Raw genomic sequence first — 20,365 nt, 5'->3', positions numbered from 1 at the left:
GACGGGCACTGCGCGCGGACGTCAGTCGTCGTTCTTGCCCGACGGGGTCGTCTTCGCGATCTGCATGAGGAACTCGGCGTTCGACTTCGTCTGCTTCATCTTGTCGAGGAGCAGCTCGATGGCCTGCTGCGAGTCGAGCGCGTGCAGCACCCGGCGCAGCTTCCAGACGATGGCGAGCTCCTCGCTGTTGAGGAGGATCTCCTCCTTGCGGGTGCCCGAGGGGTCCACGTCCACGGCCGGGAAGATGCGCTTGTCGGCGAGCTTCCGGTCGAGCTTGAGCTCCATGTTGCCGGTGCCCTTGAACTCCTCGAAGATCACCTCGTCCATGCGCGAGCCGGTGTCGACCAGCGCGGTGGCCAGGATGGTCAGCGAGCCGCCGTCCTCGATGTTGCGCGCGGCACCGAAGAAGCGCTTCGGCGGGTACAGCGCGGTCGAGTCGACACCACCGGACAGGATGCGGCCGGAGGCGGGGGCGGCGAGGTTGTACGCGCGTCCCAGACGGGTGATGGAGTCCAGCAGGACGACCACGTCGTGGCCGAGCTCGACGAGACGCTTGGCGCGCTCGATGGCCAGCTCGGCGACGGTGGTGTGGTCCTCGGCCGGGCGGTCGAAGGTCGAGGAGATGACCTCGCCCTTGACCGACCGCTGCATGTCGGTGACCTCTTCCGGACGCTCGTCGACCAGGACGACCATCAGGTGGCACTCGGGGTTGTTGACCGTGATCGCGTTGGCGATCGCCTGCATGATCATGGTCTTACCGGTCTTCGGCGGGGCCACGATCAGACCGCGCTGGCCCTTACCGATCGGCGACACGAGGTCGATGATGCGGGTGGTCAGCACGCCCGGGTCGGTCTCCAGACGGAGCCGGTCCTGCGGGTAGAGCGGGGTCAGCTTCTGGAACTCCGGGCGGCCGCGGCCGGATTCGGGCGCCATGCCGTTGACGGAGTCCAGGCGCACGAGCGCGTTGAACTTCTCGCGGCGCTCGCCGTCCTTGGGCTGACGGACCGCACCGGTGGTGTGGTCGCCCTTGCGCAGACCGGCCTTGCGGACCTGGGCGAGGGAGACGTACACGTCGTTCGGGCCGGGCAGGTAGCCCGAGGTCCGGATGAACGCGTAGTTGTCGAGGATGTCGAGGATGCCCGCGACGGGGATCAGGACGTCGTCGTCGGCGACCGTCGGCTCGCTCGGACCCGCGAACTCGTCGCGGCCACGACGGCCACGGCGGTCACGGTAGCGGCCGCGCCGACCGCGACGGCCTTCCTCGTCGAAGTCGTCCTGGGGGCCGTTGTCCTGACGGTCCCGGTCCTGACGACCACCCTGCTGACCCTGGCCCTGGCCGCGGCCGCCCTGCTGGCGGTCCTGACGGTCGGTCCGGTCCTGGCGTCCGCCGCCCTGACCCTGACCGCCCTGGCCCTGGCCGGCCTGGCCCTGACCCTGCGCGCCCTGGCCCTGGTCGTCGGCCTTGGCGCCGCGGTCACGGCGGTCGCGCTGGCGCTCGCCCCGCTCGGCACGGTCGTTGCCGCGCTCACGACGGTCGCGCCGGCCGCGGCCTTCGCCGTCCTGCGCCTGGCCGGCCTGGCCCTGCGCCTGGCCGGAGACGGCGGTGGCCGCCTCGGCCTTGGCCTCGGTCTGCGCGGCCGGGGCGGCCTCGGTCTTCTGCTCGACCTGCACGGTGGCGGGGACCGAACCCTCGGGGCTGCCGGACGGGGCGGTGGCCCGACGGCGGCGACGCTCGCCGACCGGGGCGTCCTCGCTGGCCGGCTGGCCGGGGATGTCGATCTGCGCCTGCGTGGCGGTCTTCTCGGCGGGGGCCTCGGCGGCGGCCTCGCCCGTACGGGCCTTGCTGGTGACGCGGCGCTTCGGCTTGGTCTCGGCCGCCGTGTCGGCGGGCGCGGAGGCCGCGGCCTTGGGGGCACTGCTGCCCGCCTGCGTCTCCTTGATGACCTCGATCAGCTGGCCCTTGCGCATCCGCGCGGTGCCCCTGATGCCGAGGCCCGACGCGACCTGCTGCAGCTCGGCCAGAACCATGCCGTCAAGGCCGGTGCCGGAGCGGCGACGCTTGGTCGCGGCGGGGGCACTGGTGTCGACATTGGTGTCGGCAGCGCCCATCAGATCGGTGGTGTCGCTCACGAAGGGTCCTTCCCTGGAGCGGACGTCGGCCTGTCTGGCTCGGCGACCGGTTGTGCTGTCCGACGGCAGTCCATGACCTGGTGAGGCAGGAACTGCAGCCGGGGCGGTGGTCCGCCGATAGAGATACGGCGGAGAGAAACGTGCATGTACGTGGGTGGTTCCGGCGAGAAGCCCCCGAGCTGCGAGCGTGGGAATGTCACGCCGATTCCGGAGCGTTGCTCGAAACTGCTGGCCGTGGTCAAAGCAGTCGGGGAGGCTCCCGGAAGAAAGGTGGTCCCTGATAGGGACACTGAGCACCAAGCCATGGCGGCTTCGGATGCGCACTTGAGATTAACACTACCGGATCCAACAGACATTCCCCCTCTCAATCACCGGCGATCGAGCCCTTCCGTGCGGGCGGCCTGCCCTGGCCGCCCGCCCTGGCCGGCTTTTCCTACAGCACTCTTCAGCCGCCCTGAGTACCCAGCGGAAGTACGCTCGCGCCCGCGGCGTCGAGTGCGAGCCGGTTGGCCGCCCACCCCTCGCCCGCGAGCCGCGCGACCTTGTCGGCCGCGCCGTTGTCGACCAGCGCCAGGACCGTGGGTCCCGCGCCGGAGATCACAGCCGGAATGCCGTCCGCCCGGAGCCGGGCCACGAGCGCCACGCTCTCGGGCATCGCCGGGGACCGGTACTCCTGGTGGAGACGGTCCTCGGTGGCCGGCAGCAGGAACTCGGGACGCCTGGTCAGGGCCTCTACGAGCAGACCCGCGCGGCCCGCGTTGACGGCCGCGTCCACGTGCGGGACGGTGCGCGGAAGCAGGCCGCGCGCGGTCTCCGTCAGGACCGGCTTGGAGGGGACGAAGACCACCGGAACGATGGAATCGGCGGGCTCCATGCGGATCGCCTTGGCGCTGCCGCCGTCCATCCACGCGAGGGTGAAGCCGCCGAGCAGACAGGCGGCGACGTTGTCGGGGTGGCCCTCGATCTCGGTGGCGAGCTCCAGCAGCGCCACGTCGTCGAGCTTCGCCTCTCCGCCTATGGTCACCGCGCGGGCGGCGACGATGCCCGCGCAGATCGCGGCGGAGGAGGAGCCGAGGCCGCGGCCGTGCGGGATGCGGTTGGCGCAGACGACCTCGAGGCCGCGCGGCTGGCCGCCCAGCAGGTCGAAGGCGGTGCGCATGGAACGTACGAGGAGATGGCTCTCGTCCCGCGGAAGGGTGTCGGCACCTTCACCCGCGATGTCGATGTTCAGGCCGGAATCGGCCACGCGGACGACGACGTCGTCGTAGAGCCCCAGGGCCAGACCGAAGGCGTCGAAGCCCGGGCCGAGGTTGGCACTGCTGGCGGGGACGCGCACCCGTACGGCGGCGGCGCGGAACGCTGGACCGGCCATCGTCCGATGACACTCCTTGTGACTGTGCGAGACGAGATCTTCGCTGGCTCGCTGCGAATGTACTGGAGAACGTACGACACCCGAAGGCCCTGTGGGCAGCACCGCGGTCATATGCGCGGCGGCGGATGTAAGTACAGCGTATCGAAGGAAGGTTCTGTCGCGACATAGGGCGCACAGCAGGCGCACGATGCGTGTCGCGGGCTCCCGTCGATGACACCGGGTTCCTACGGGGATTTTGGTGCCGTACGGCCCGAGTTGCCGGATTCCTCAGCCTTCGAAAGACTTCCTGAATCCGGCAACCCGGTTACCGCGGGAACTACGGAACTGCGGGTACTGCGGGAACCGCGGGTGCTCCCGGTCAGACGAGACCGAGGCGGACCGCGGCGGCCTCGGCGTCAACCGGAATGGTGACCGGCTGCGGAGCGCCGGCGACCGCCCAGTCGGGGTCCTTCAGGCCGTTGCCGGTGACGGTGCACACGATCTTCTGGCCGGGGTCGACCAGACCGAGCTCGGCGGCCTTGAGCAGACCGGCCACGGAAGCGGCCGACGCGGGCTCGACGAAGACACCCTCCTGGGCCGCCAACAGGCGGTAGGCGGCCAGGATCTGGCGGTCCGTCACCTCGTCGATGAAGCCGCCCGACTCGTCCCGGGCCTGCAGGGCGTAGTCCCACGAGGCCGGGTTGCCGATGCGGATCGCGGTGGCGATGGTGTGCGGCTCCTTGACGATCTCCCCGCGCACGATGGGCGCGGAACCGGAGGCCTGGAAACCCCACACGCGGGGCGTACGGGAGGCCAGGCCATCGGCCTTGTACTCCTTGAAGCCCTTCCAGTACGCGGTGATGTTGCCGGCGTTGCCGACGGGCAGCACGTGGATGTCGGGGGCGTCGCCGAGCGCGTCCACGATCTCGAACGCGGCCGTCTTCTGGCCCTCGATGCGCACCGGATTGACGGAATTGACCAGCGCCACCGGGTAGTTGTCGGACAGCGCGCGGGCCAGGTCCAGGCAGTCGTCGAAGTTGCCGTCGACCTGCAGGATCTTGGCGCCGTGCACGAGCGCCTGGCCCATCTTGCCGAGCGCGATCTTGCCGCGGGGCACGAGGACGGCGGAGACCATCCCGGCGCGCACCGCGTACGCGGCGGCGGAGGCCGAGGTGTTGCCCGTCGAGGCGCAGATGACGGCCTTGGCGCCGTCCTCCTTGGCCTTGGTGATCGCCATGGTCATGCCGCGGTCCTTGAAGGACCCGGTGGGGTTGGCCCCCTCGACCTTCAGGTGCACCTCGCAGCCTGTGCGCTCGGAGAGCACCTGCGCGGGGACGAGGGGAGTGCCGCCCTCGCGGAGCGTGACCACCGGAGTCTTGTCCGTCACCGGCAGGCGGTCCCGGTACTCCTCGATGATGCCGCGCCACTGGTGGGTGCGATTGCTGCTCATGGGTCCTTACTCCCCTTCAACACGCATGATGCTGGCGACACCGCGGACGGTGTCCAGCTTCCGCAGCGCCTCGACGGTCCCGGAGAGGGCGGCGTCGGGCGCGCGGTGGGTGACGACGACGAGGGAGGCCTCGCCGTCCTTGCCCTGCTGGCGGACGGTGTCGATCGAGACACCGTGCTCCGCGAAGCACGTCGCCACCTGGGCGAGCACGCCCGGCTTGTCCGCCACATCGAGGCTGATGTGGTAGCGGGTGACGACATCCCCCATGGGGCTGACCGGCAGCTGGGTGTACGCGGACTCGCCCGGCCCCGTTGCCTCGGCGAGCTTGTTCCGGCAGACGGCGACCAGGTCGCCGAGTACCGCCGACGCGGTCGGCGAACCGCCCGCGCCGGGCCCGTAGAACATGAGCCGCCCGGCGGCCTCCGCCTCCACGAAGACGGCGTTGTACGCCTCGCGGACGGAAGCGAGCGGGTGGGTCAGCGGGATCATCGCCGGGTGGACGCGCGCGGTGACGGACTCGCCGTCGGCGGCGCGCTCCAGGATGGCGAGGAGCTTGATGGTGCAGCCCATCCGCTTGGCGGACGCGAAGTCGGCGGCGCTGACCTCGGTCATGCCCTCGCGGTAGACGTCGTCGAGGCGCACCCGGGTGTGGAAGGCGATGCCGGCCAGGATCGCGGCCTTGGCGGCGGCGTCGTAGCCCTCGACGTCGGCGGTGGGGTCGGCCTCGGCGTACCCGAGGGCCGTGGCCTCGTCGAGCGCCTCCTGGTAGCCGGCGCCCGTCGAGTCCATCTTGTCGAGGATGAAGTTCGTCGTGCCGTTGACGATGCCCATCACCCGGTTGATCTTGTCGCCCGCGAGGGACTCGCGCATCGGGCGGACCAGCGGGATGGCGCCGGCGACGGCGGCCTCGTAGTACAGGTCCAGCCCGGCCGCCTCGGCGGCGGCGTGCAGCGCGGCGCCGTCCTGGGCGAGCAGCGCCTTGTTCGCCGAGACGACGGAGATGCCGTGCTCGAAGGCGGTGGTGATCAGGGTGCGGGCCGGCTCGATGCCGCCGATGACCTCGATGGCGATGTCGATGTCGCCGCGTTTGAGCAGCGCCGTCGCATCGGTGGTGACCAGGGCCGGGTCGATGCCCTCACGGACCTTGGAGGGGCGGCGCACGGCCACGCCGGCGAGCTCGACGGGCGCGCCGATCCTGGCTGTCAGATCGTCGGCGTGCGTCGTCATGATGCGCGCCACCTCTGAGCCGACCACTCCACAGCCCAGCAGCGCCACCTTCAGCGGACGCGTACGCATCATTCGACCTACGCCTTTCGATCTTCACATCAGTACCTGGTGAGCGGTTTGCATCCCAGGCGTGAACCAGTCTCACTCAATGGACAACAGTTTCCACCCTCGGTCCATTGAGTGAGACACCTATTTGAGGGTCTGGGGGGCCTCCCCCAGAAGAATGCGAATTATCCGAGGTCGAGGCGCAGGAGATCTTCCTCCGTCTCACGCCGGACGATGACACGTGCCTGTCCGTCGCGCACGGCGACGACGGGCGGGCGCAGTGCGTGGTTGTAGTTGCTGGCCATCGAGCGGCAGTACGCGCCGGTGGCCGGGACCGCGAGGAGGTCACCGGGGGCGAGGTCCGCCGGCAGGAAGGCGTCCTTCACCACGATGTCACCGCTCTCGCAGTGCTTGCCCACGACACGAACCAGCATGGGTTCGGCCTCGGAGGTGCGCGAGACGAGGGTGACCGCGTACTCGGCGTCGTAGAGCGCGGTGCGGATGTTGTCGGACATGCCGCCGTCGACGGATACGTACGTGCGCAGTCCCTCCAGCGGCTTGATCGTCCCGACCTCGTACAGCGTGAAGGCGGTCGGCCCGACGATGGCCCGTCCGGGCTCGACGGAGATCCGCGGGGCGCGCAGGCCGGACGCCTCGCACTCGCGGGCGACGATCTCGTGCAGGGCCTTGGCGATCTCGTGCGGCTCGCGGGGGTCGTCGCCGGAGGTGTAGGCGATGCCGAGCCCGCCGCCGAGGTCGATCTCGGGCAGCTCGACCCCGTGCTCGTCGCGTACGGCGGCCAGCAGCTGCACGACCCTCTTCGCAGAGACCTCGAAGCCGGCCATGTCGAAGATCTGCGAGCCGATGTGGGAGTGGACGCCGAGCAGCTCCAGGCTGTCGTGCCCGAGCGCGCGCCGTACGGCCTCGGCGGCGCTGCCGTCGGCGACGGCGATCCCGAACTTCTGGTCCTCGTGCGCGGTCGCGATGAACTCGTGGGTGTGGGCCTCCACGCCGACCGTCACGCGGATCTGCACGGGCTGGCGTACGCCGTGCTCGCGGGCGATGTGCGCGACGCGGGCGATCTCCTGGAAGGAGTCGAGCACGATCCGCCCGACACCGGCCTCGACGGCGCGGGTGATCTCGGCGGTGGACTTGTTGTTGCCGTGGAAGGCGATCTGCCCCGCGGGCATCCCGGCCGCGAGCGCGGTGGCGAGCTCCCCGCCGGAGCAGACGTCGAGGTTGAGCCCCTCTTCCTTGAGCCACTTCACGACGGCCTTGGAGAGGAAGGCCTTGCCGGCGTAGAACACGTCGGCGTCGGGCCCGAAGGCGTGCGCCCAGGCGCGGCAGCGGGCCCGGAAGTCCTCCTCGTCGAGGAAGTAGGCGGGCGTCCCGAACTCCTCGGCGAGCCGGGTGACTTCGATCCCGCCCACGGTCACGACACCGTCCGCGTTGCGGCTCACCGTCCGTGCCCAGACCTTCTCGTCGAGCGCGTTGAGGTCGTCGGCGGGCGGGGAGTAGTGGCCCTCGGGCAGGACATCGGCATGGCGGGGCCCGGCGGGGTGTGCGGAACGGCTCATCGAACTCTCTCTTCGCAAATCATCCGGATCGCAGGCGCATCTGCGTCACGGGTGGTCGGGCGCATGAATCGCATGAATACCGAGCAGGGCCAGGCCGCCGGCCAGCACCGTCCCGGCGGCTTCGGCAAGGGCCAGCCGGGCGCGATGGGCGGCCGAGGGTTTCTCGTCCCCCTTGGGCAGGACGAGGTACTGGAAGTCGAGCAGGGCATCGGCCAGCACGACGAGCTGCCGGGCGAGCCGCTCGGGCGCACGGTGGTGCGCTGCGGCCTCGAGCACGAGGGGGTGGTCGGCGAGCGCGGCGAGCAGCGGGGCGGCGGGGACGTCGCCGGGGTCGCCGGGGTCGCCGGGGTCGGCAGTGAACCCGAGCTGCTGGGCGTTGCGGGTGAGCGCCCGAACCCGGTCGAGGGCGTACCGCACCCGGAAGAACTCGCTGGACTCGTCCTGCACGAGCAGCGCCGGAGAAAACACGGGCGTCTCGTGGGCGGGTACGGCGACCATCGCCCAGACGGCGGCGTCGGCCCCGTAGGCGGCGACGACGTCCCCGTCGCGCTTGGCGACGGGGGCGACGGGGAGGTCGTGTCCGTCCGCCCGACGGCCCTGACCGAGCCCGATCCGCAGAGCAGCAAGCCTGACGACATCCTCCCGCCGGGCGGGGGCGGCGGGGACGTCATCGACGCCGGAAGCACGGGGGGCGTGGACCCCGTACCGCTCCCCGTCCGCACGAATGCCCCGTACGAGATCACCGACGGAACTGACGACAAGTACGAAGTTGAGGAACCCGGCGCCGGTCACCTCGACACGGTCGACCCCGGACACGTCCGCCAGCCGGGGGGCCAGCACCTCGGCCACCACCCGGGGCGCGACTCCGGCTCCCTTCGCCACCCCGAACGCGACGGGAGAGGCGTAGTCCCCCACTCCCCCGGGCCTGGTCCGCTCGACGACGACCCGCTCGGGCACGACCACCGAGGCGGGCAGCTCCCCGTCCTCGACGGCGCAGCGCACGGCGCGCACGACGACACGGGAGAGGTCAGCGGGGGTCACGTGCCCAGCCTAGGCGAGAAGCCCCCTGGTCACGCGAACGGTTTCGCCATGTGAACAGCGGCCTCACCCTCACCCTCCCTAAAGAAGGGGACTCAGCCTCAGAAGGGGACTCAGCCTCGGCCTCTGCCGGCGGGAGCACCCTTCCGCTCCCTCCGGTCCCGCCGCTCGATGAGCCGGCGCACGACCCGCACCAGCTCGGCGGGCTCGAAGGGCTTGGCGAGGAAGGCGTCCACCCCGGCGGCGATCCCGACCTCGACCTCGTGCTGCGTACAGGCACTCACGATCGCAACGGGCAGGTGCCGGGTCCGTGGATCGGCCCGCAACTGCGCGGCAGCGCCGAACCCGTCCAGCCGGGGCATGACCACATCAAGGGTGATCACATCGGGCATCACGTGGTGCACGACATCCAGACACTCGGCACCATCGTTCGCGGTCACGACCTCGAAGCCCTCCAGCTCGAGATTGACCTTGATCAGCTGCCGGATGACCTTGTTGTCATCGACAACAAGCACCCGGCCCGAGGCGCCCGACACAACTCGAGAGTAGGTCGGCCCCGGCCCCCGCGTCCGGGTTTTTGCCACTTCCACCCCCTCCGAGCGACCCACTCCCCCCTCCCCCGCAAACGAGTTCCTGATCACCACCCGGAAGCTGGTAGTGTTCAACCCGTCGCCGCAACGCGAACGACGCGCCCCCGTAGCTCAGGGGATAGAGCAACGGCCTCCGGAGCCGTGTGCGCAGGTTCGAATCCTGCCGGGGGCACTTCGCAGGAAGTGCCCAAGACCCCGCCATCAGCGAGTTCGCTGAGACGGGGTCTTCGCGTATGCGCAGCCAACTGCGGCCGTGCGCACCCGTATGTCAGACCCTGTGGACTATTCGTGGACAGGATCTTGGTCCATCGCCCCAGGTCAGCAGCAGAAACCCGAAAGGCCCCCGGACAGGTCCAGGGGCCTCGCAGCATATCGCCAGTCACTCGCGATCACTCGTACTCGCTGAGCAGATCCTCGATCCTCCGGTTGGCCACCTCCTGCCGACCGTCGAGGCACTTCGCGTACCGACTGAGCAGCACCTCCACACTGTTGCCCGCCCGCTCGGCAACCTCAGTGGGGTCGACTCCGGCGTTGAGCCACGTGGAGAGCGCCGAGTGCCGCAGGTCGTAGGGCCGGTGGGCGAGCGGCGAAGCAGCGGCGGCCGGCGGTAGCGCCAGCACTCGGGCTTCCTGCCACGCCCGGTAGTAGGTCGAGGAGGAGACCACTCCCCCACCCTCGCTGAAGAAGAGCCGCCCGTCCTTGGCCGTCCCGAAGGTGTCGAGGTGCTCCTGCAGGATGGTGACCAGCTGCGGAGGAATCGGCACCCGTCGTACGTCTTCCGTGGGCCGGTTCTTCAGCCCGCGGTCGTCATGGCTCTCGCCGGAGTCGGTCCACTGCTTGCCGACGCTCGGCCGGGTCCGGTGAAGGAGTGCCGTCCCCCAGCCGGAGCCCGGGAGGGTCAGGTCCGCCTCAGCCAGCCCCACGACCTCAGCCGGCCGGAAGCCCCCGAAGTACATCCCGGCGAAGAGCCCCACCAGCCGCCTCCCACGAGCCCGGCTGTACCCGCCGACGTACGAGACGGCATGCAGGAGCGATCGAGCTTGCTCAGGGTTGGCCACCACACGGGGGTCGACCTCGTTTGACACCTTGGGCTTCTGCCAGCGAACCGCCGAGAGCGGGTTCTCACGGAATTCCCCGAGATCCACGGCGTAGTGCAGGGCATTGACCAAGGTGCGCCGCTTCCGCCGTACGGTCTCGGCAGCAGCCGCAGTCCCGTCCAATTTGATCTTCAGCGAATCGAGCACCGCTCGCCCAAGAGCCGGGTCGGTGAGATCCGACAAGGGCCGAGAGGCCTTGGCAACCCAGTGCAGGATGTTTCCGATCTCCGGGGGAAGCTCCCTGATGTCCGGACCGGGCAGCACAAAGGCCCAGTTCCGAAGAGCTTTCCGCATCTCGACATCGGCAGGCCGGCCAGGTCTGTCATCCAGCAGGGCCATCGTGACCGAAGCCAAAGATTCGTTGATCCCGTCCCGGGTGTTCGGCGCCGCGTGGGGCCACTTCATGGCGAGGTACTTGAGCGCGAAGGCGTACCAGCTCAGCGTCGCCTTCTGCTCGGCCATCGAACCGGGAAGGCCCGACTCCGTATCGAACTCCTCACCGTCACGGGCCGCCCGTAACAGCTTGGACCGGAAGTTATCTGCGAGCCCTTTCGTCCTGAACGACTCGGAAAAGACCTGCCCACCCACAGACCATCGCACGTCATAGGAGGGCTTCTTCGTGTCCCTCTTTCGGACACTCCAGATCTTGACGTCGAGCGATTTCACGCGGCAGCGCCCTCCCGGCTCCGAAGCCAGGCAAGAAAGTCACTCCGCCACACACGCAGTTCACCGTTCGGCAGCTTGAAGGCCTCGGGCGCGTGGCCAAGCTCGCGCCACCGGTAGAAGGTCCGCCGGGAGATCCCCTTCAGCTCGGCAAGGATCTCCGGGACGGTCATCAATTCATCCTTCACGTCAGCGCTCCTTCCAAGTCGTGCAGGGCTTCGCGGGCGGTCTGGCGGTTGAGCTCGATATCGCGGGCGATGGTGGCGGCGAGGACGGACTCGCCGGGGCTGTGGCCGTGGCCGGCGTACTGCCAGGAGGCGAGGACGAGCACGGTGTCCGGCTCGGTATCGGTGAGGCCGCGGGCTTCGCGTTCTTGGGCGGCGCGGTAGTCGGCACGGGTCTGGCGGAGGGCACCGAGGGTGGTGGAGTACTGCCTCGACTTGGTGGAGAAGTGGCCACGGAAGCCGAGCATGTGCGACCAGGCGGCGAGGCGGCGGTCCGGGTAGAGCGGGGCGAGGTCGAGGCAGGCACCGATCAGGCGGCGAGGCGGCGGTCCGGGTAGAGCGGGGCGAGGTCGAGGCAGGCACCGATCAGGCGGGCGGTGTGGTCGGGGACGTCGAGGAGGACAAGGGCCTCGCGGTTGCCGATGCGGCGGTCGAGGGTGCCTGTGTTCTCGGCGGCTTTGGTTGCGTACTTGGCGACGTACGAGGCGACCGCTTGCTCGGTGATGTCGGAGCCGTCCCCGAAGGCCTTGATGGGGCGTACGTCGAGCTGGGTTCCCCAGCGGAAGGTACGGGCGGGCTGGTCGGCGACGGCCGGGAGACTGACCGAGGTGTAGGAGTGGGCGACGGCGGCGCGAATGGAGGTGTCGAGGAGTTCGGTCGTGGCCCATGAGGGCGGCGGGCTGTCCGGGCCGTCGGGTCCGTCGATCCGGATCACGGCATGGAAGTGGATGGCTCCGCGCTTTTGGAACTCGGCGACCTTGCCGTAGGAGATCCGGGCAACTTCCTTGAGCGCGCGCTGTGAGAGTCCGGCAGAGGCGGCGATCTCTCGGCGAAGCCGTTTGGCTAAGCGGTCCCAGAGGGCGCCGGCCATGTTGTTGAAGAGGATGGCGGCCGCGTAGTCGTAGGTGGCCGGGTCGAGCGCCGTGCCGAGGGCCTGGTCGTCGGGGTGGTGCTGGGTCCCGCAGCGGCAGCGACCGGAGGAGGGCCGGTTGTGGACGGGGCCGAAGGATGGGGCGGTGAGGGTGGTGAAGACGCGGGGGTGTTCGCGGACGGTGGCGGGGATGTCGCGGCGGTCGTCTCCGGCGAGGCCGGCGCGGATGAGGTGGTAGGTGTCTCCGGCGTAGGTCCAGGCGCAGGCCGGGCAGCGGGAGGCGCGGCGGTTGCCGCAGGCGATGCGGAGGCGGGAGCCGGGCTCGTTCTCGGTGGAGTAGCGGTGGAGGATCTCGCCGGAGGTCTTGTCCTTGGCGATGGTCCAGCCGGTGATGTGTATCGGGTCGGAGCAGCCGCCCGTGCGCCGGATCTGCTCGGCCCAGCGCTGGTAGTCGGGGGCCGAGGCCACCCTCAGCATGTCGCCGAGGGGGGCCGGGTCCTGGAGCAGGTTGGTCACGCGGTCACCGCCGCGCGGTGGTGGTCGAGGAACTGCTCGGCGATGTGCTGGGTGTAGGCGGGCGGGATGGCTTCGGCGATCTCGTGACGGTTGTCGGTCCAGTCGATGCCCATGGCGTTCTGCCACTGGGCCACTGTTCCCTTGCCGCCGCCTTGTCCGTAGACGGCGAAGTACGGGCCCTGGTACCAGCGGCCGTGGCGCATGCCGGCCACACGCCCTCGGTGCGTGATGTGAGGGGTCTGCAGGGTGGGGAAGCCGTGTACCTCGAAGACGCGGTGGCGGATGACCGCGAGTCCGAACATCTCGCCGCAGAGGATGAGGTCGGGCCGGATGGGGGCGCTCTGGACGTTCTCGATGACGTACGGGCGGCCGGTGGCCAGCATTGCGGCGCGGCCGGCGGGGATCAGGTCCGGGTAAGAGCGCCCCTGGTTGGTGCCCTTCGTCAGGGTGGAGTGGGACTGGCAGGGCCAGGAGGCGTGGATCAGGTCGAAGTCGGATCCGTGGGCGGCGGCGAACTCGATCGCGTCGCCCTGGTGGAACTGGAAGGGGTAGTGCGGCTGCGGGGCGATGTCTACTCCGACGACGTTGAAGCCGGCCAGGTGGTAGCCCATGGCGGCCCCACCAGCGCCGCAGCAAAGGTCGAGGACCCGGGGTGTGCGCATCCAGTTCACCGCCCAGCCGAGGCGGGCACGGTGCGGCGCAGGGTGGTTCCGGTGCCGTGGCAGGCCGGGCAGTAGGCGGTGATCGTGCGACGGTGGCCGGTGCGGTCGCGGCCGCCGAGGGTGATGGCGACGGAGGCGTGGCCGTCGCAGTTCGTGCAGACCTGCCCGGGGGTGTGGGTGTGCTGGGCCATGATGGTGGTTCCTTCCGGATCGGTTGGTTCGGGTGGGAGTACGGCTCCGGGACGGCGGAAACTTGGCGGTTGAGGCCGTCCCGGGGCCGGTCAGCGGTGGTTTTGGTTGAGCAGTGAACGCAGGACGACCGCGCAGGCCGCGACCGAGACGCCCGTGATGGCGACGGCCAGGAGCATGGAGACCAGGACCGCGCCGACGACCATGACGAGTCCGGCGCCACCGGCGACGACGGTGACCAGGCCGGCCGGGGTGAGGCGGACGGTGGGCATCTGGACGCGCGGCTGAGTCGCGGTCGGGGTGTGCTCGCAGCCGCAAGCCTGGACCGTGCCCTGGTGCGGTTCGACCGTGGCGTCGGCGGTCGGCTGGACGAGGGGGATGATGCGGCCGGTCGGGAGCGGGTTGACCGGGATCTTCGGGCGGATCATGGCGGTACTCCCTTCGAGGGCTTGCTACTTGGTGATGGCGGTGTCGATGACCGGGGCGAGGAGGCTGTCCGCGAGGAGGTAGCCGCCGAGGAGGATCACGGCGACGAGCCACCAGGGCGGGCGGATCAGCTTGATTCCGAGGGCGCCGACGACGATCAGTGCGAGCCAGAGCGGGACGTCCATGACGGGTGGCCTTCCAGGTCAGCTGACGCGGCAGCGGTGGGAGCGGGCGGCGAGCTGTGCGGCGGTGCTGGTCGTGTAGTTGGTGACGGACCAGCCGCAGTCGTCGGTGGTGCAGACGGCGGCGTGCTTGGTGCGGCCGTAGCGGTCGCGGTAGGTGCCGATCTGGACGAGGCCGATCTGCTTGAGCGAGTGGAAGCGATCGAGCGCGGGCATCTGCGGTCTCCTGTCAGGCGAGTTGCGTGGCGATCGCGTCAGCCATGGCGGCCGGTACGCCGAGGCGGGCGCGAAGGGTGTCGGTGTCGAGCGGAGCACCAGTACGGGCCAGGTGATCGGCGGCGAGCTTCCGGGCGTGCTCGACCAGCGGGGCCGGAACGGGCACCGGCTCAGCCAAAGGCGCGGGTAGGGCCGGAACGGGCTCCGGCTCGGTGACAGGCGCGGGGGCTGTCTCGCGCTCGATGACCGTGGGCTCGTTCTCCGGCGCCGGGCCGGGATCGGGGGCCGGGGCGGGTGCATGGTGGACAAGGAGGGTTCCGCCGAGGAAGGCGAGGGCGGGCCATCCTGCGACCAGGATCCGAAGCCAGCCAGGCACCGCGCCGAGGTCGAGGAGTCCGGCGGTGGCAACGTTCGCCCCCAGGGACGCGGCAAGAGCGACGGTGAACCAGGTCCAGGCCGAGCGGACCGGTTCTCCGGCGTCCCGCAGGAGCCTGAGTCGGCGCCAGGCGGCGACGAGGAGCAGGTCCACGCTGACCGGGTAGGCCCAGGCTTTCCAGCCGGACTGTCCGGCTGCTTCGGCCAGGTCATGGAGGTGGGCGAAGGACAGGGCCCCAGCGATCACGGCTTGTACGAGTACGGCGTCCGGGCGGGACTTGGGGAGCATCAGGGTTCCTCCTTCCAGGGTTGGAGCCGGGAGCAAACAGGGCTCAGGGGGCCGGCCGCCCGGTCCCGGCGGCTCAGGTGGTCGGGGCCTGTCCGGTGCCGAAGCAGGTCAGACAGAGAGCGGTCTGACGGTCGGCGGTCTCGTGAGCGGCGCGGCGGGATCCGACGCGGACGGTCTCGGCGGTCTCGCCCTTTCCCACGCAGGTCTCACAGCGAAGGGTGCTGGTCAGGCGGTCCGTGGGGCTCAGGTTGAGCATCTGAGCGATCTGCTGGTCGGAGATCCCCCGCCAGGGGCAGTTGTCGATCTCGTGGTCGGAGTCGGTCTTCTTTCCGTTGTTGTCGCCGCAGAGCGTGCAGAGCATCGGGCTCCTCCGGTTTCGGGCATGGGAGGGGTAGGGACCTGGCGTGATGCGGTCACGCCGGCCGATGGAGCAGGGAGGATCAGGCGGTGGCCGGGGCGGGCTTCGGCAGGACCTTGCCGGTGAGCACGCGGGCGGGCAGAACCGGCCTGAAGGGCGCCAGCGCGGCGATGGCCGGGGTGAGATGAGCCGCTGCGTTGCAGACGTTCACGGCCTGGCGGAGCGTGGTGTGCGGGGTACGGATACGGACCCACCCGCCGGAGGAGTCACCGACCACGGCGGTACCGGGGCGTTCGGTCCTGATCTGGACGGCGGCGAGAACGGCGTCCGGGGAGATGTCGCCGAAGGCCATGCTGGCCGAGGTCTCGTCGTTCACTCGGTGGCAGGTGCGGCCGGTCAGTTGGGCGCGGAGCATCGTGATGCCCTTGCCGAGTTCGGAGCCGAAGCGCTGGCCGCAGATCTCAAGGTAGATCCCGGCAGCCCGGCCGAGCTGAGCCAGACGTACCAGATCGGTGATGATCTGATCCCGGCGCTTCTCCTCCTCCTTGGTGACCCACAGGGCGAGTTCAGCGACTTCATCGACCAGGACCACGACGGGGACGGGGCGCAGGTGCCGGGGCAAGTCCCAGATGTCTGCGGTGATCTCCGCATCCGGAAGGTCTGAGCTGATGCGCTGTTCGCGCCGCAGCAGCTCGTACACCTCGCCCATGTAGACGACGAGGGCGGCGAGCAGTGCGGCGGCGGTATCTACGTCGTCGGCCATGGCGGTGAACCGGCGGGCCATGGGGGCAAGTTCGACGCCGTTCTTGCAGTCGATCCCCACGAGGGCTACGTCCTGAGGGGCGAGGCCGGCCACCAGGTTGCGGAGGTAGACGGACTTGCCGGATTGCGTGGCGCCCACGTTCAGGGCGTGTGGCACCTGCAGGTAGTCACGCCGGAAGACTTCACCGTCCTCCCGCATCGCCACCGGTACGACCATGGGCTCGCCACCCCGACGGACGGGCATCTGCACCCGCCGAAGGACGTCGTAGCCGGTCATCCGGAGCTCGATTACCCCGGACTTGAGCTCTCTGGCCGTGACGTTGTGCAGGGCGAAGGAGTGACGGAGACGATCGGTCGCGGCGGCGACGTCGTACGCGTCCTGACCCGGCCGGAGCTTCAGCCTCAGCACCAGTCCCGTACGGGTCGGTCGAAGCCTCAGGATCCGGGGTGCCCGGGACTCCGGTACCGGGCGGTCGGACCAGCGGGCCAAGGCAAGGCGCCACCGCGAGGGCGGGACGGTGAGCCCGCAGGCCTCCATCACCGACCGGTAGCGAACCAAGACCCGCGCGGCGGCCAAGGCGACCCCGAAGGTCATCCAGTACCAGGCCGGACGCTTCCACCGCAGAATGAGCATGGCAGCGGCGACCAGCAGCAGCGCGACCCATAAGGCGTCCACGATCAGGCCGCCTTCGGCTGCGAGACCCCCGCGGCCAGCGAGGTCACCGCGACGGCGCGGAAGCTGATGCCGTGGCGCTTCTGGCCGTTGAACTCGTTCTCCCACGGCCGGGCCACCAGACCGGTCAGCGCCACCGGGGTCCCCATGACCAGCTCGCCCGAGATACCGGGCGCCGGCACGACCACGGACAAGACCTCGGCCTCGCCGTACGCCGCGAACAGCACGTCCACGCTCATCATCTGGGCCCCGGTCTCCGGGTCGGTGGCGATCTCACCGGTCCGACGGTCCTTGACCTTCGGGGCCGGGGGCTGGGCCACCATCACCATCGCGGCCGACGTGTCGACAGGAATCTGACGCATGAGTGCGTCTCCTTCGCATAGGCAGGACGCCACCCGGATCGCTCCGAGTAGCAGCTTGACTACGAAGGTACTCACAGAGTTTCTGCGAGTCAAGAGAATCTGCTAGTCGCAGAGATGCTGTGAAGCTGCCAGACTGGCTGCGACCCGAGAGGAGCACACATGACCGACGGATATGGCCTGGTCGTACGCTTCACGCTGCGCGATGAGGAAGCCGCGGCGGCATTCGACCAGCTGTCCGCAACCACCCTGGACGGCATCAAGCGCGACGAGCCGGGGACAATCACCTACGTCGTCCACGTACCGGTGGACGAGCCGTTGGTCCGCGTGTTCTACGAGCTGTACGCCGATCGGGCAGCCTTCGCAGCCCACGAGGCTCAGCCGCACACCAAGCACTTCCTCAACGAGCGCGAGCAGTACCTTGCCGCTGTCGAGGTGACGTTCCTCGACGCGATCAACGGGAAGGTGGCAGCACACCAGTGAGTTCCGAAGAGCGGCGCGTCTTCGGCGCGCGAGTGGCCGATCTGCGCAAGCAGCGCGGCATGACGCAGGGCGAACTCGCCGCAGCCATCGGGCGCACCGCCAGTTGGCTGTCGCAGGTCGAGCGGGGGATCCAGCCCGTGAACCGCCTGGACGTACTGCGCCTGCTCGCTGACGGACTCGGCGTGCCGCTCCAGGTTCTCCAGCCCGACGCCCCACCGCCGGCGGAGTCCGAGCCGACGCCCCAGGAACACGAGACGAACGACCTCGACCAGGCCCGGCTGGTGCTCTCCGGACACCCCGCGCTCGGAGTCCTACTCAGCCCGCGCGAGGACTTCCGCCCCAGCACCCTGGACGAACTACGGTCCTCGGTCGCCCGAATCTGGGAGCTGACCCACGCCGACCAGTTCGCCGAACTCAGCGCCGCAATCGGACCGCTCGTTCCGAGGCTTGAGCGGGCATGCAGAACGGCGCCGGCAGAGTACGGATCGGAGCTGCACGGCCTGCTGGCCTGCACGTACCAGGCACTGGCAGCAGCCTTCGTACGGCAGAACGAGGCCGACGCCGCATGGGTCGCGGCCGACCGCTCGATCCGCGAGGCCGAACTCTCCGGAGACCCGCTCGGAGCCTTCGCTGGCATCTACCGACTGTGCCACGCGTTTGTACGCCTGAAGCACCTGGACCAGGCCGAGCACGCCGCGGCATCGGCAGTCAGCGCCCTCCAGCAGTACCTGGAAGTGAACGAGCCGACCGCACAGCACCTCTCGGTGCTCGGTTCCCTGCACCTCATGCTAGCGCTGGTCCACGCGCGCTCAGGTGAGAGAGCAGCCGCCCGGCGCCAGATTGACGCGGCGCGAGGCGTAGCCCGGCAACTCGGCGAGGACCGGAACGACTTCAACCTCGAATTCGGTCCCACCAACGTCGAAATCCAGGCTGTCTCCACCGCAGTCGACCTTGGCGACGCCGGCGAAGCCCTGGACATCGCAGCAGGCCTCGACACGACCGGCCTCTCTCCCGAGCGCCAGGCCCGCCTCCTCATGGACCTAGGCCGAGCCCACGCCCAACGACGCCACTTCGGCGACGCACTCGACAGCCTTCTCCGCGCCGAGGAACTGGCCCCCGAGATGATCCACACCCACGTGGCCGCCAAGGGCGTCGTCCGCGACCTCATCCTCGTAGCCGGCCGCGCCGCAACCGACGAACTGCGTGGCCTTGCCGAGCGGACCGACGCCCTCGGATGACCCATCGCGGAGCCTCCTGGTCTTACGAACCTAGCCAGGCTCCGCGATGCCGGGCGACGGCATACACAGCCTCGACCTGCTCTGGCGTGAGCTTGCCAGTGAGCGGACCCAGGACAGCGACCTCCCGCTCACGGTAGATCCGAACGCCAAGCTGAGTCGGGACCCGAGGTAAGTCCTGCGCGCCAACGAAGACGAGCACGGGCTCGACCGGAACGGGGAAGGCGCAGTAGCGCTCCAGCACCCCGCGGACGTACTTGGCTTCGGCACGACTCTTGGCCGGGTACGGGCGGGCGGGACCGTGGTCCACCTTGACCACGTCGTCACCGATCCATACGGACTTCCCCCGCAGATTCTTGGTATTGACCGTGAACACCCCACCCGGGCCGATGAGTAGGTGGTCTATGTCCCCGCCGCGGGACAGCCGGATCGAGTGCAGCACCTTCCATCCGTGCCGGGTAAGACGCCCGAGCTCGGCGCCGGCCTTCCGCTCGCCGGCCAGCCCCCTGGACCACGAGTCCCACTGGGTCTTCCTTCGGAGCAAGCGATTGACCACTCGCTGTACGGGTGTCGGCCCCTGTGCGGCCAACAGCTCCCGCACCTCCGCCCCAGGCCGAGTTCGCGCGAGATCGTTTTCCGTGGTCAACGCAGGCAGTTCTGCCACAACACGCGGCCGAGCCCCCACGTTCCGTGGCGGCGATTGCTTCGCCGGTGGCTTCACAGGAGGTTTGGGTTCCGCAGTCTGCTCAGCGAAGTGGCGCCGAAGTGCGGCCACCGCCGGACCTCGGTACTCCTCTACCAGGATCGTCACCTTGCCGGTGCGGACATCCGTCCACGCGACGGCAGTCCCATCCGCAAGATTCACGTACCACCGGTCATGACCAGGCTTCCGCCACCGGGTAACCCTCAGCTCGCCCATGCCGCCCCCTGACCTCGCGCCCCGAATCCCATGGGACCAGCCGAACGGCGACACGACAAGATGACCTGCCACTCGCCCCGACGAACTGCCCAACCAGCAAGTGCGGTGAGAGTTTCCCTACTTCATCAAGGGCGCTTCCGCCGCCAAGGCGGCGTCGCGCGCCCGTCGCCCCGGGCCTGCGCTCCTGTCTGCGCCCCGCTCCAGCCCGGGACGCCGGCCGCGCGCCAATGGCTAAGGGCTAGATGGAGACGGGCTGGCCTGATTGGCAAGCCGTACGTCAGGACTATTGCCTCCGGCGGGGGCGCTCTGACTCTGGGATGCGGGGGCCAGTCGTGCGGCTGCAGGTGCGATGTGGTTCGGGGTGGGGGCTGTCATCCCGTCTGCCGTCGTCCCAGGGCAAGCCGTAGCAGACCAGTCGCCCGGGGGGCCCGGGGGGCGGGCCGCCGGGCGGGGCACCA

Annotated in this window: 21 protein-coding genes, 1 tRNA gene and 1 pseudogene; 3 read left to right on the top strand and 20 right to left on the bottom strand. The window is 69.7% G+C overall.

Annotated features, from left to right (window positions below; all coding sequences use genetic code 11):
- Positions 1 to 21: 21 nt before the first annotated feature.
- The 7 genes from rho to ACWGDE_RS20550 form a co-directional block, all read right to left on the bottom strand.
- Positions 22 to 2,130 carry a transcription termination factor Rho gene (rho, locus tag ACWGDE_RS20580; RefSeq protein ID WP_453390430.1) on the bottom strand — a complete coding sequence of 703 codons (2,109 nt, stop codon included), beginning with the start codon at positions 2,128 to 2,130 and terminating at the stop codon, positions 22 to 24.
- 445 nt (positions 2,131 to 2,575) lie between these two features.
- Positions 2,576 to 3,502, bottom strand: a complete 927-nt coding sequence (gene thrB, locus ACWGDE_RS20575) for a homoserine kinase (protein WP_453390429.1) — start codon at positions 3,500 to 3,502, stop codon at positions 2,576 to 2,578.
- Between the two features lie 358 nt (positions 3,503 to 3,860).
- Complete coding sequence (gene thrC, locus ACWGDE_RS20570) at positions 3,861 to 4,931, bottom strand: threonine synthase (RefSeq protein WP_453390428.1); 1,071 nt, start codon at positions 4,929 to 4,931, stop codon at positions 3,861 to 3,863.
- Between the two features lie 6 nt (positions 4,932 to 4,937).
- Positions 4,938 to 6,227: a homoserine dehydrogenase gene (locus ACWGDE_RS20565; protein WP_453390433.1), complete on the bottom strand. Its 1,290-nt coding sequence runs from the start codon at positions 6,225 to 6,227 to the stop codon at positions 4,938 to 4,940.
- Positions 6,228 to 6,388: 161 nt separating this feature from the next.
- On the bottom strand, positions 6,389 to 7,780 hold the full coding sequence (gene lysA, locus ACWGDE_RS20560; RefSeq protein WP_453390427.1) for a diaminopimelate decarboxylase: 1,392 nt from the start codon (positions 7,778 to 7,780) through the stop codon (positions 6,389 to 6,391).
- 45 nt (positions 7,781 to 7,825) lie between these two features.
- Positions 7,826 to 8,821, bottom strand: coding sequence for an ArgS-related anticodon-binding protein NrtL (gene nrtL / locus ACWGDE_RS20555; protein WP_453390426.1), 996 nt, complete (start codon positions 8,819 to 8,821; stop codon positions 7,826 to 7,828).
- A 110-nt stretch (positions 8,822 to 8,931) separates the two neighbouring features.
- On the bottom strand, positions 8,932 to 9,408 hold the full coding sequence (locus tag ACWGDE_RS20550; RefSeq protein WP_453390432.1) for a response regulator: 477 nt from the start codon (positions 9,406 to 9,408) through the stop codon (positions 8,932 to 8,934).
- 100 nt (positions 9,409 to 9,508) lie between these two features.
- Here ACWGDE_RS20550 and ACWGDE_RS20545 point away from each other — a divergent pair.
- Positions 9,509 to 9,580 (top strand) — tRNA-Arg (locus ACWGDE_RS20545).
- A gap of 217 nt (positions 9,581 to 9,797) precedes the next feature.
- Here ACWGDE_RS20545 and ACWGDE_RS20540 read toward each other — a convergent pair.
- The 12 genes and pseudogenes from ACWGDE_RS20540 to ACWGDE_RS20485 form a co-directional block, all read right to left on the bottom strand.
- Positions 9,798 to 11,171 carry a tyrosine-type recombinase/integrase gene (locus ACWGDE_RS20540; RefSeq protein ID WP_453390425.1) on the bottom strand — a complete coding sequence of 458 codons (1,374 nt, stop codon included), beginning with the start codon at positions 11,169 to 11,171 and terminating at the stop codon, positions 9,798 to 9,800.
- Positions 11,168 to 11,341, bottom strand: a complete 174-nt coding sequence (locus ACWGDE_RS20535) for a helix-turn-helix transcriptional regulator (protein ID WP_401273669.1) — start codon at positions 11,339 to 11,341, stop codon at positions 11,168 to 11,170. Before ACWGDE_RS20535 ends, ACWGDE_RS20540 begins: the two co-directional genes overlap by 4 nt.
- Before the next feature lie 11 nt (positions 11,342 to 11,352).
- Positions 11,353 to 12,740, bottom strand: a pseudogene (locus tag ACWGDE_RS20530) (replication initiator).
- A gap of 35 nt (positions 12,741 to 12,775) precedes the next feature.
- Positions 12,776 to 13,441 carry a DNA cytosine methyltransferase gene (locus ACWGDE_RS20525; RefSeq protein ID WP_453390424.1) on the bottom strand — a complete coding sequence of 222 codons (666 nt, stop codon included), beginning with the start codon at positions 13,439 to 13,441 and terminating at the stop codon, positions 12,776 to 12,778.
- Positions 13,442 to 13,446: 5 nt separating this feature from the next.
- Entirely contained in the window at positions 13,447 to 13,632 is a 186-nt protein-coding gene (locus ACWGDE_RS20520) for a hypothetical protein (protein WP_453390423.1), read from the bottom strand.
- A 90-nt stretch (positions 13,633 to 13,722) separates the two neighbouring features.
- The gene (locus ACWGDE_RS20515; RefSeq protein WP_453390422.1) at positions 13,723 to 14,058 is read right to left on the bottom strand and encodes a SpdD-like protein; all 336 of its coding nucleotides are present in this window, start codon (positions 14,056 to 14,058) and stop codon (positions 13,723 to 13,725) included.
- A gap of 24 nt (positions 14,059 to 14,082) precedes the next feature.
- Complete coding sequence (locus ACWGDE_RS20510; RefSeq protein ID WP_328298446.1) at positions 14,083 to 14,241, bottom strand: hypothetical protein; 159 nt, start codon at positions 14,239 to 14,241, stop codon at positions 14,083 to 14,085.
- 18 nt (positions 14,242 to 14,259) lie between these two features.
- Complete coding sequence (locus ACWGDE_RS20505; RefSeq protein ID WP_453390421.1) at positions 14,260 to 14,454, bottom strand: mobile element transfer protein; 195 nt, start codon at positions 14,452 to 14,454, stop codon at positions 14,260 to 14,262.
- A gap of 13 nt (positions 14,455 to 14,467) precedes the next feature.
- Positions 14,468 to 15,118 (bottom strand): DUF2637 domain-containing protein, encoded by a 651-nt coding sequence (locus ACWGDE_RS20500; protein ID WP_453390420.1) that lies wholly within the window; start codon positions 15,116 to 15,118, stop codon positions 14,468 to 14,470.
- Positions 15,119 to 15,191: 73 nt separating this feature from the next.
- On the bottom strand, positions 15,192 to 15,479 hold the full coding sequence (locus tag ACWGDE_RS20495; RefSeq protein WP_453390419.1) for a hypothetical protein: 288 nt from the start codon (positions 15,477 to 15,479) through the stop codon (positions 15,192 to 15,194).
- Positions 15,480 to 15,558: 79 nt separating this feature from the next.
- A complete protein-coding gene (locus tag ACWGDE_RS20490; RefSeq protein ID WP_453390431.1) occupies positions 15,559 to 16,872 on the bottom strand; it encodes an FtsK/SpoIIIE domain-containing protein in 1,314 nt (437 codons plus the stop codon).
- Between the two features lie 44 nt (positions 16,873 to 16,916).
- The gene (locus tag ACWGDE_RS20485) at positions 16,917 to 17,273 is read right to left on the bottom strand and encodes an SCO3933 family regulatory protein (protein WP_453390418.1); all 357 of its coding nucleotides are present in this window, start codon (positions 17,271 to 17,273) and stop codon (positions 16,917 to 16,919) included.
- 159 nt (positions 17,274 to 17,432) lie between these two features.
- On the opposite strand from ACWGDE_RS20485, the gene ACWGDE_RS20480 reads away from it, so the two are divergent.
- Both ACWGDE_RS20480 and ACWGDE_RS20475 read left to right on the top strand, forming a co-directional pair.
- Positions 17,433 to 17,753, top strand: a complete 321-nt coding sequence (locus ACWGDE_RS20480; RefSeq protein ID WP_453390417.1) for a putative quinol monooxygenase — start codon at positions 17,433 to 17,435, stop codon at positions 17,751 to 17,753.
- The gene (locus ACWGDE_RS20475) at positions 17,750 to 18,991 is read left to right on the top strand and encodes a helix-turn-helix domain-containing protein (protein ID WP_453390416.1); all 1,242 of its coding nucleotides are present in this window, start codon (positions 17,750 to 17,752) and stop codon (positions 18,989 to 18,991) included. The genes ACWGDE_RS20480 and ACWGDE_RS20475 overlap by 4 nt, the downstream gene beginning before the upstream one ends.
- A 22-nt stretch (positions 18,992 to 19,013) precedes the next feature.
- Here the strand turns inward: ACWGDE_RS20475 and ACWGDE_RS20470 are convergent, their stop codons facing one another.
- A complete protein-coding gene (locus tag ACWGDE_RS20470; protein WP_453390415.1) occupies positions 19,014 to 19,907 on the bottom strand; it encodes a nuclease-related domain-containing protein in 894 nt (297 codons plus the stop codon).
- Positions 19,908 to 20,365 lie beyond the last annotated feature (458 nt).

The organism is Streptomyces sp. NPDC054956 (assembly GCF_053609185.1).
The sequence above is the reverse complement of the archived record's forward strand: the minus strand, read 5'-3'. Positions and strand labels throughout refer to the sequence as shown.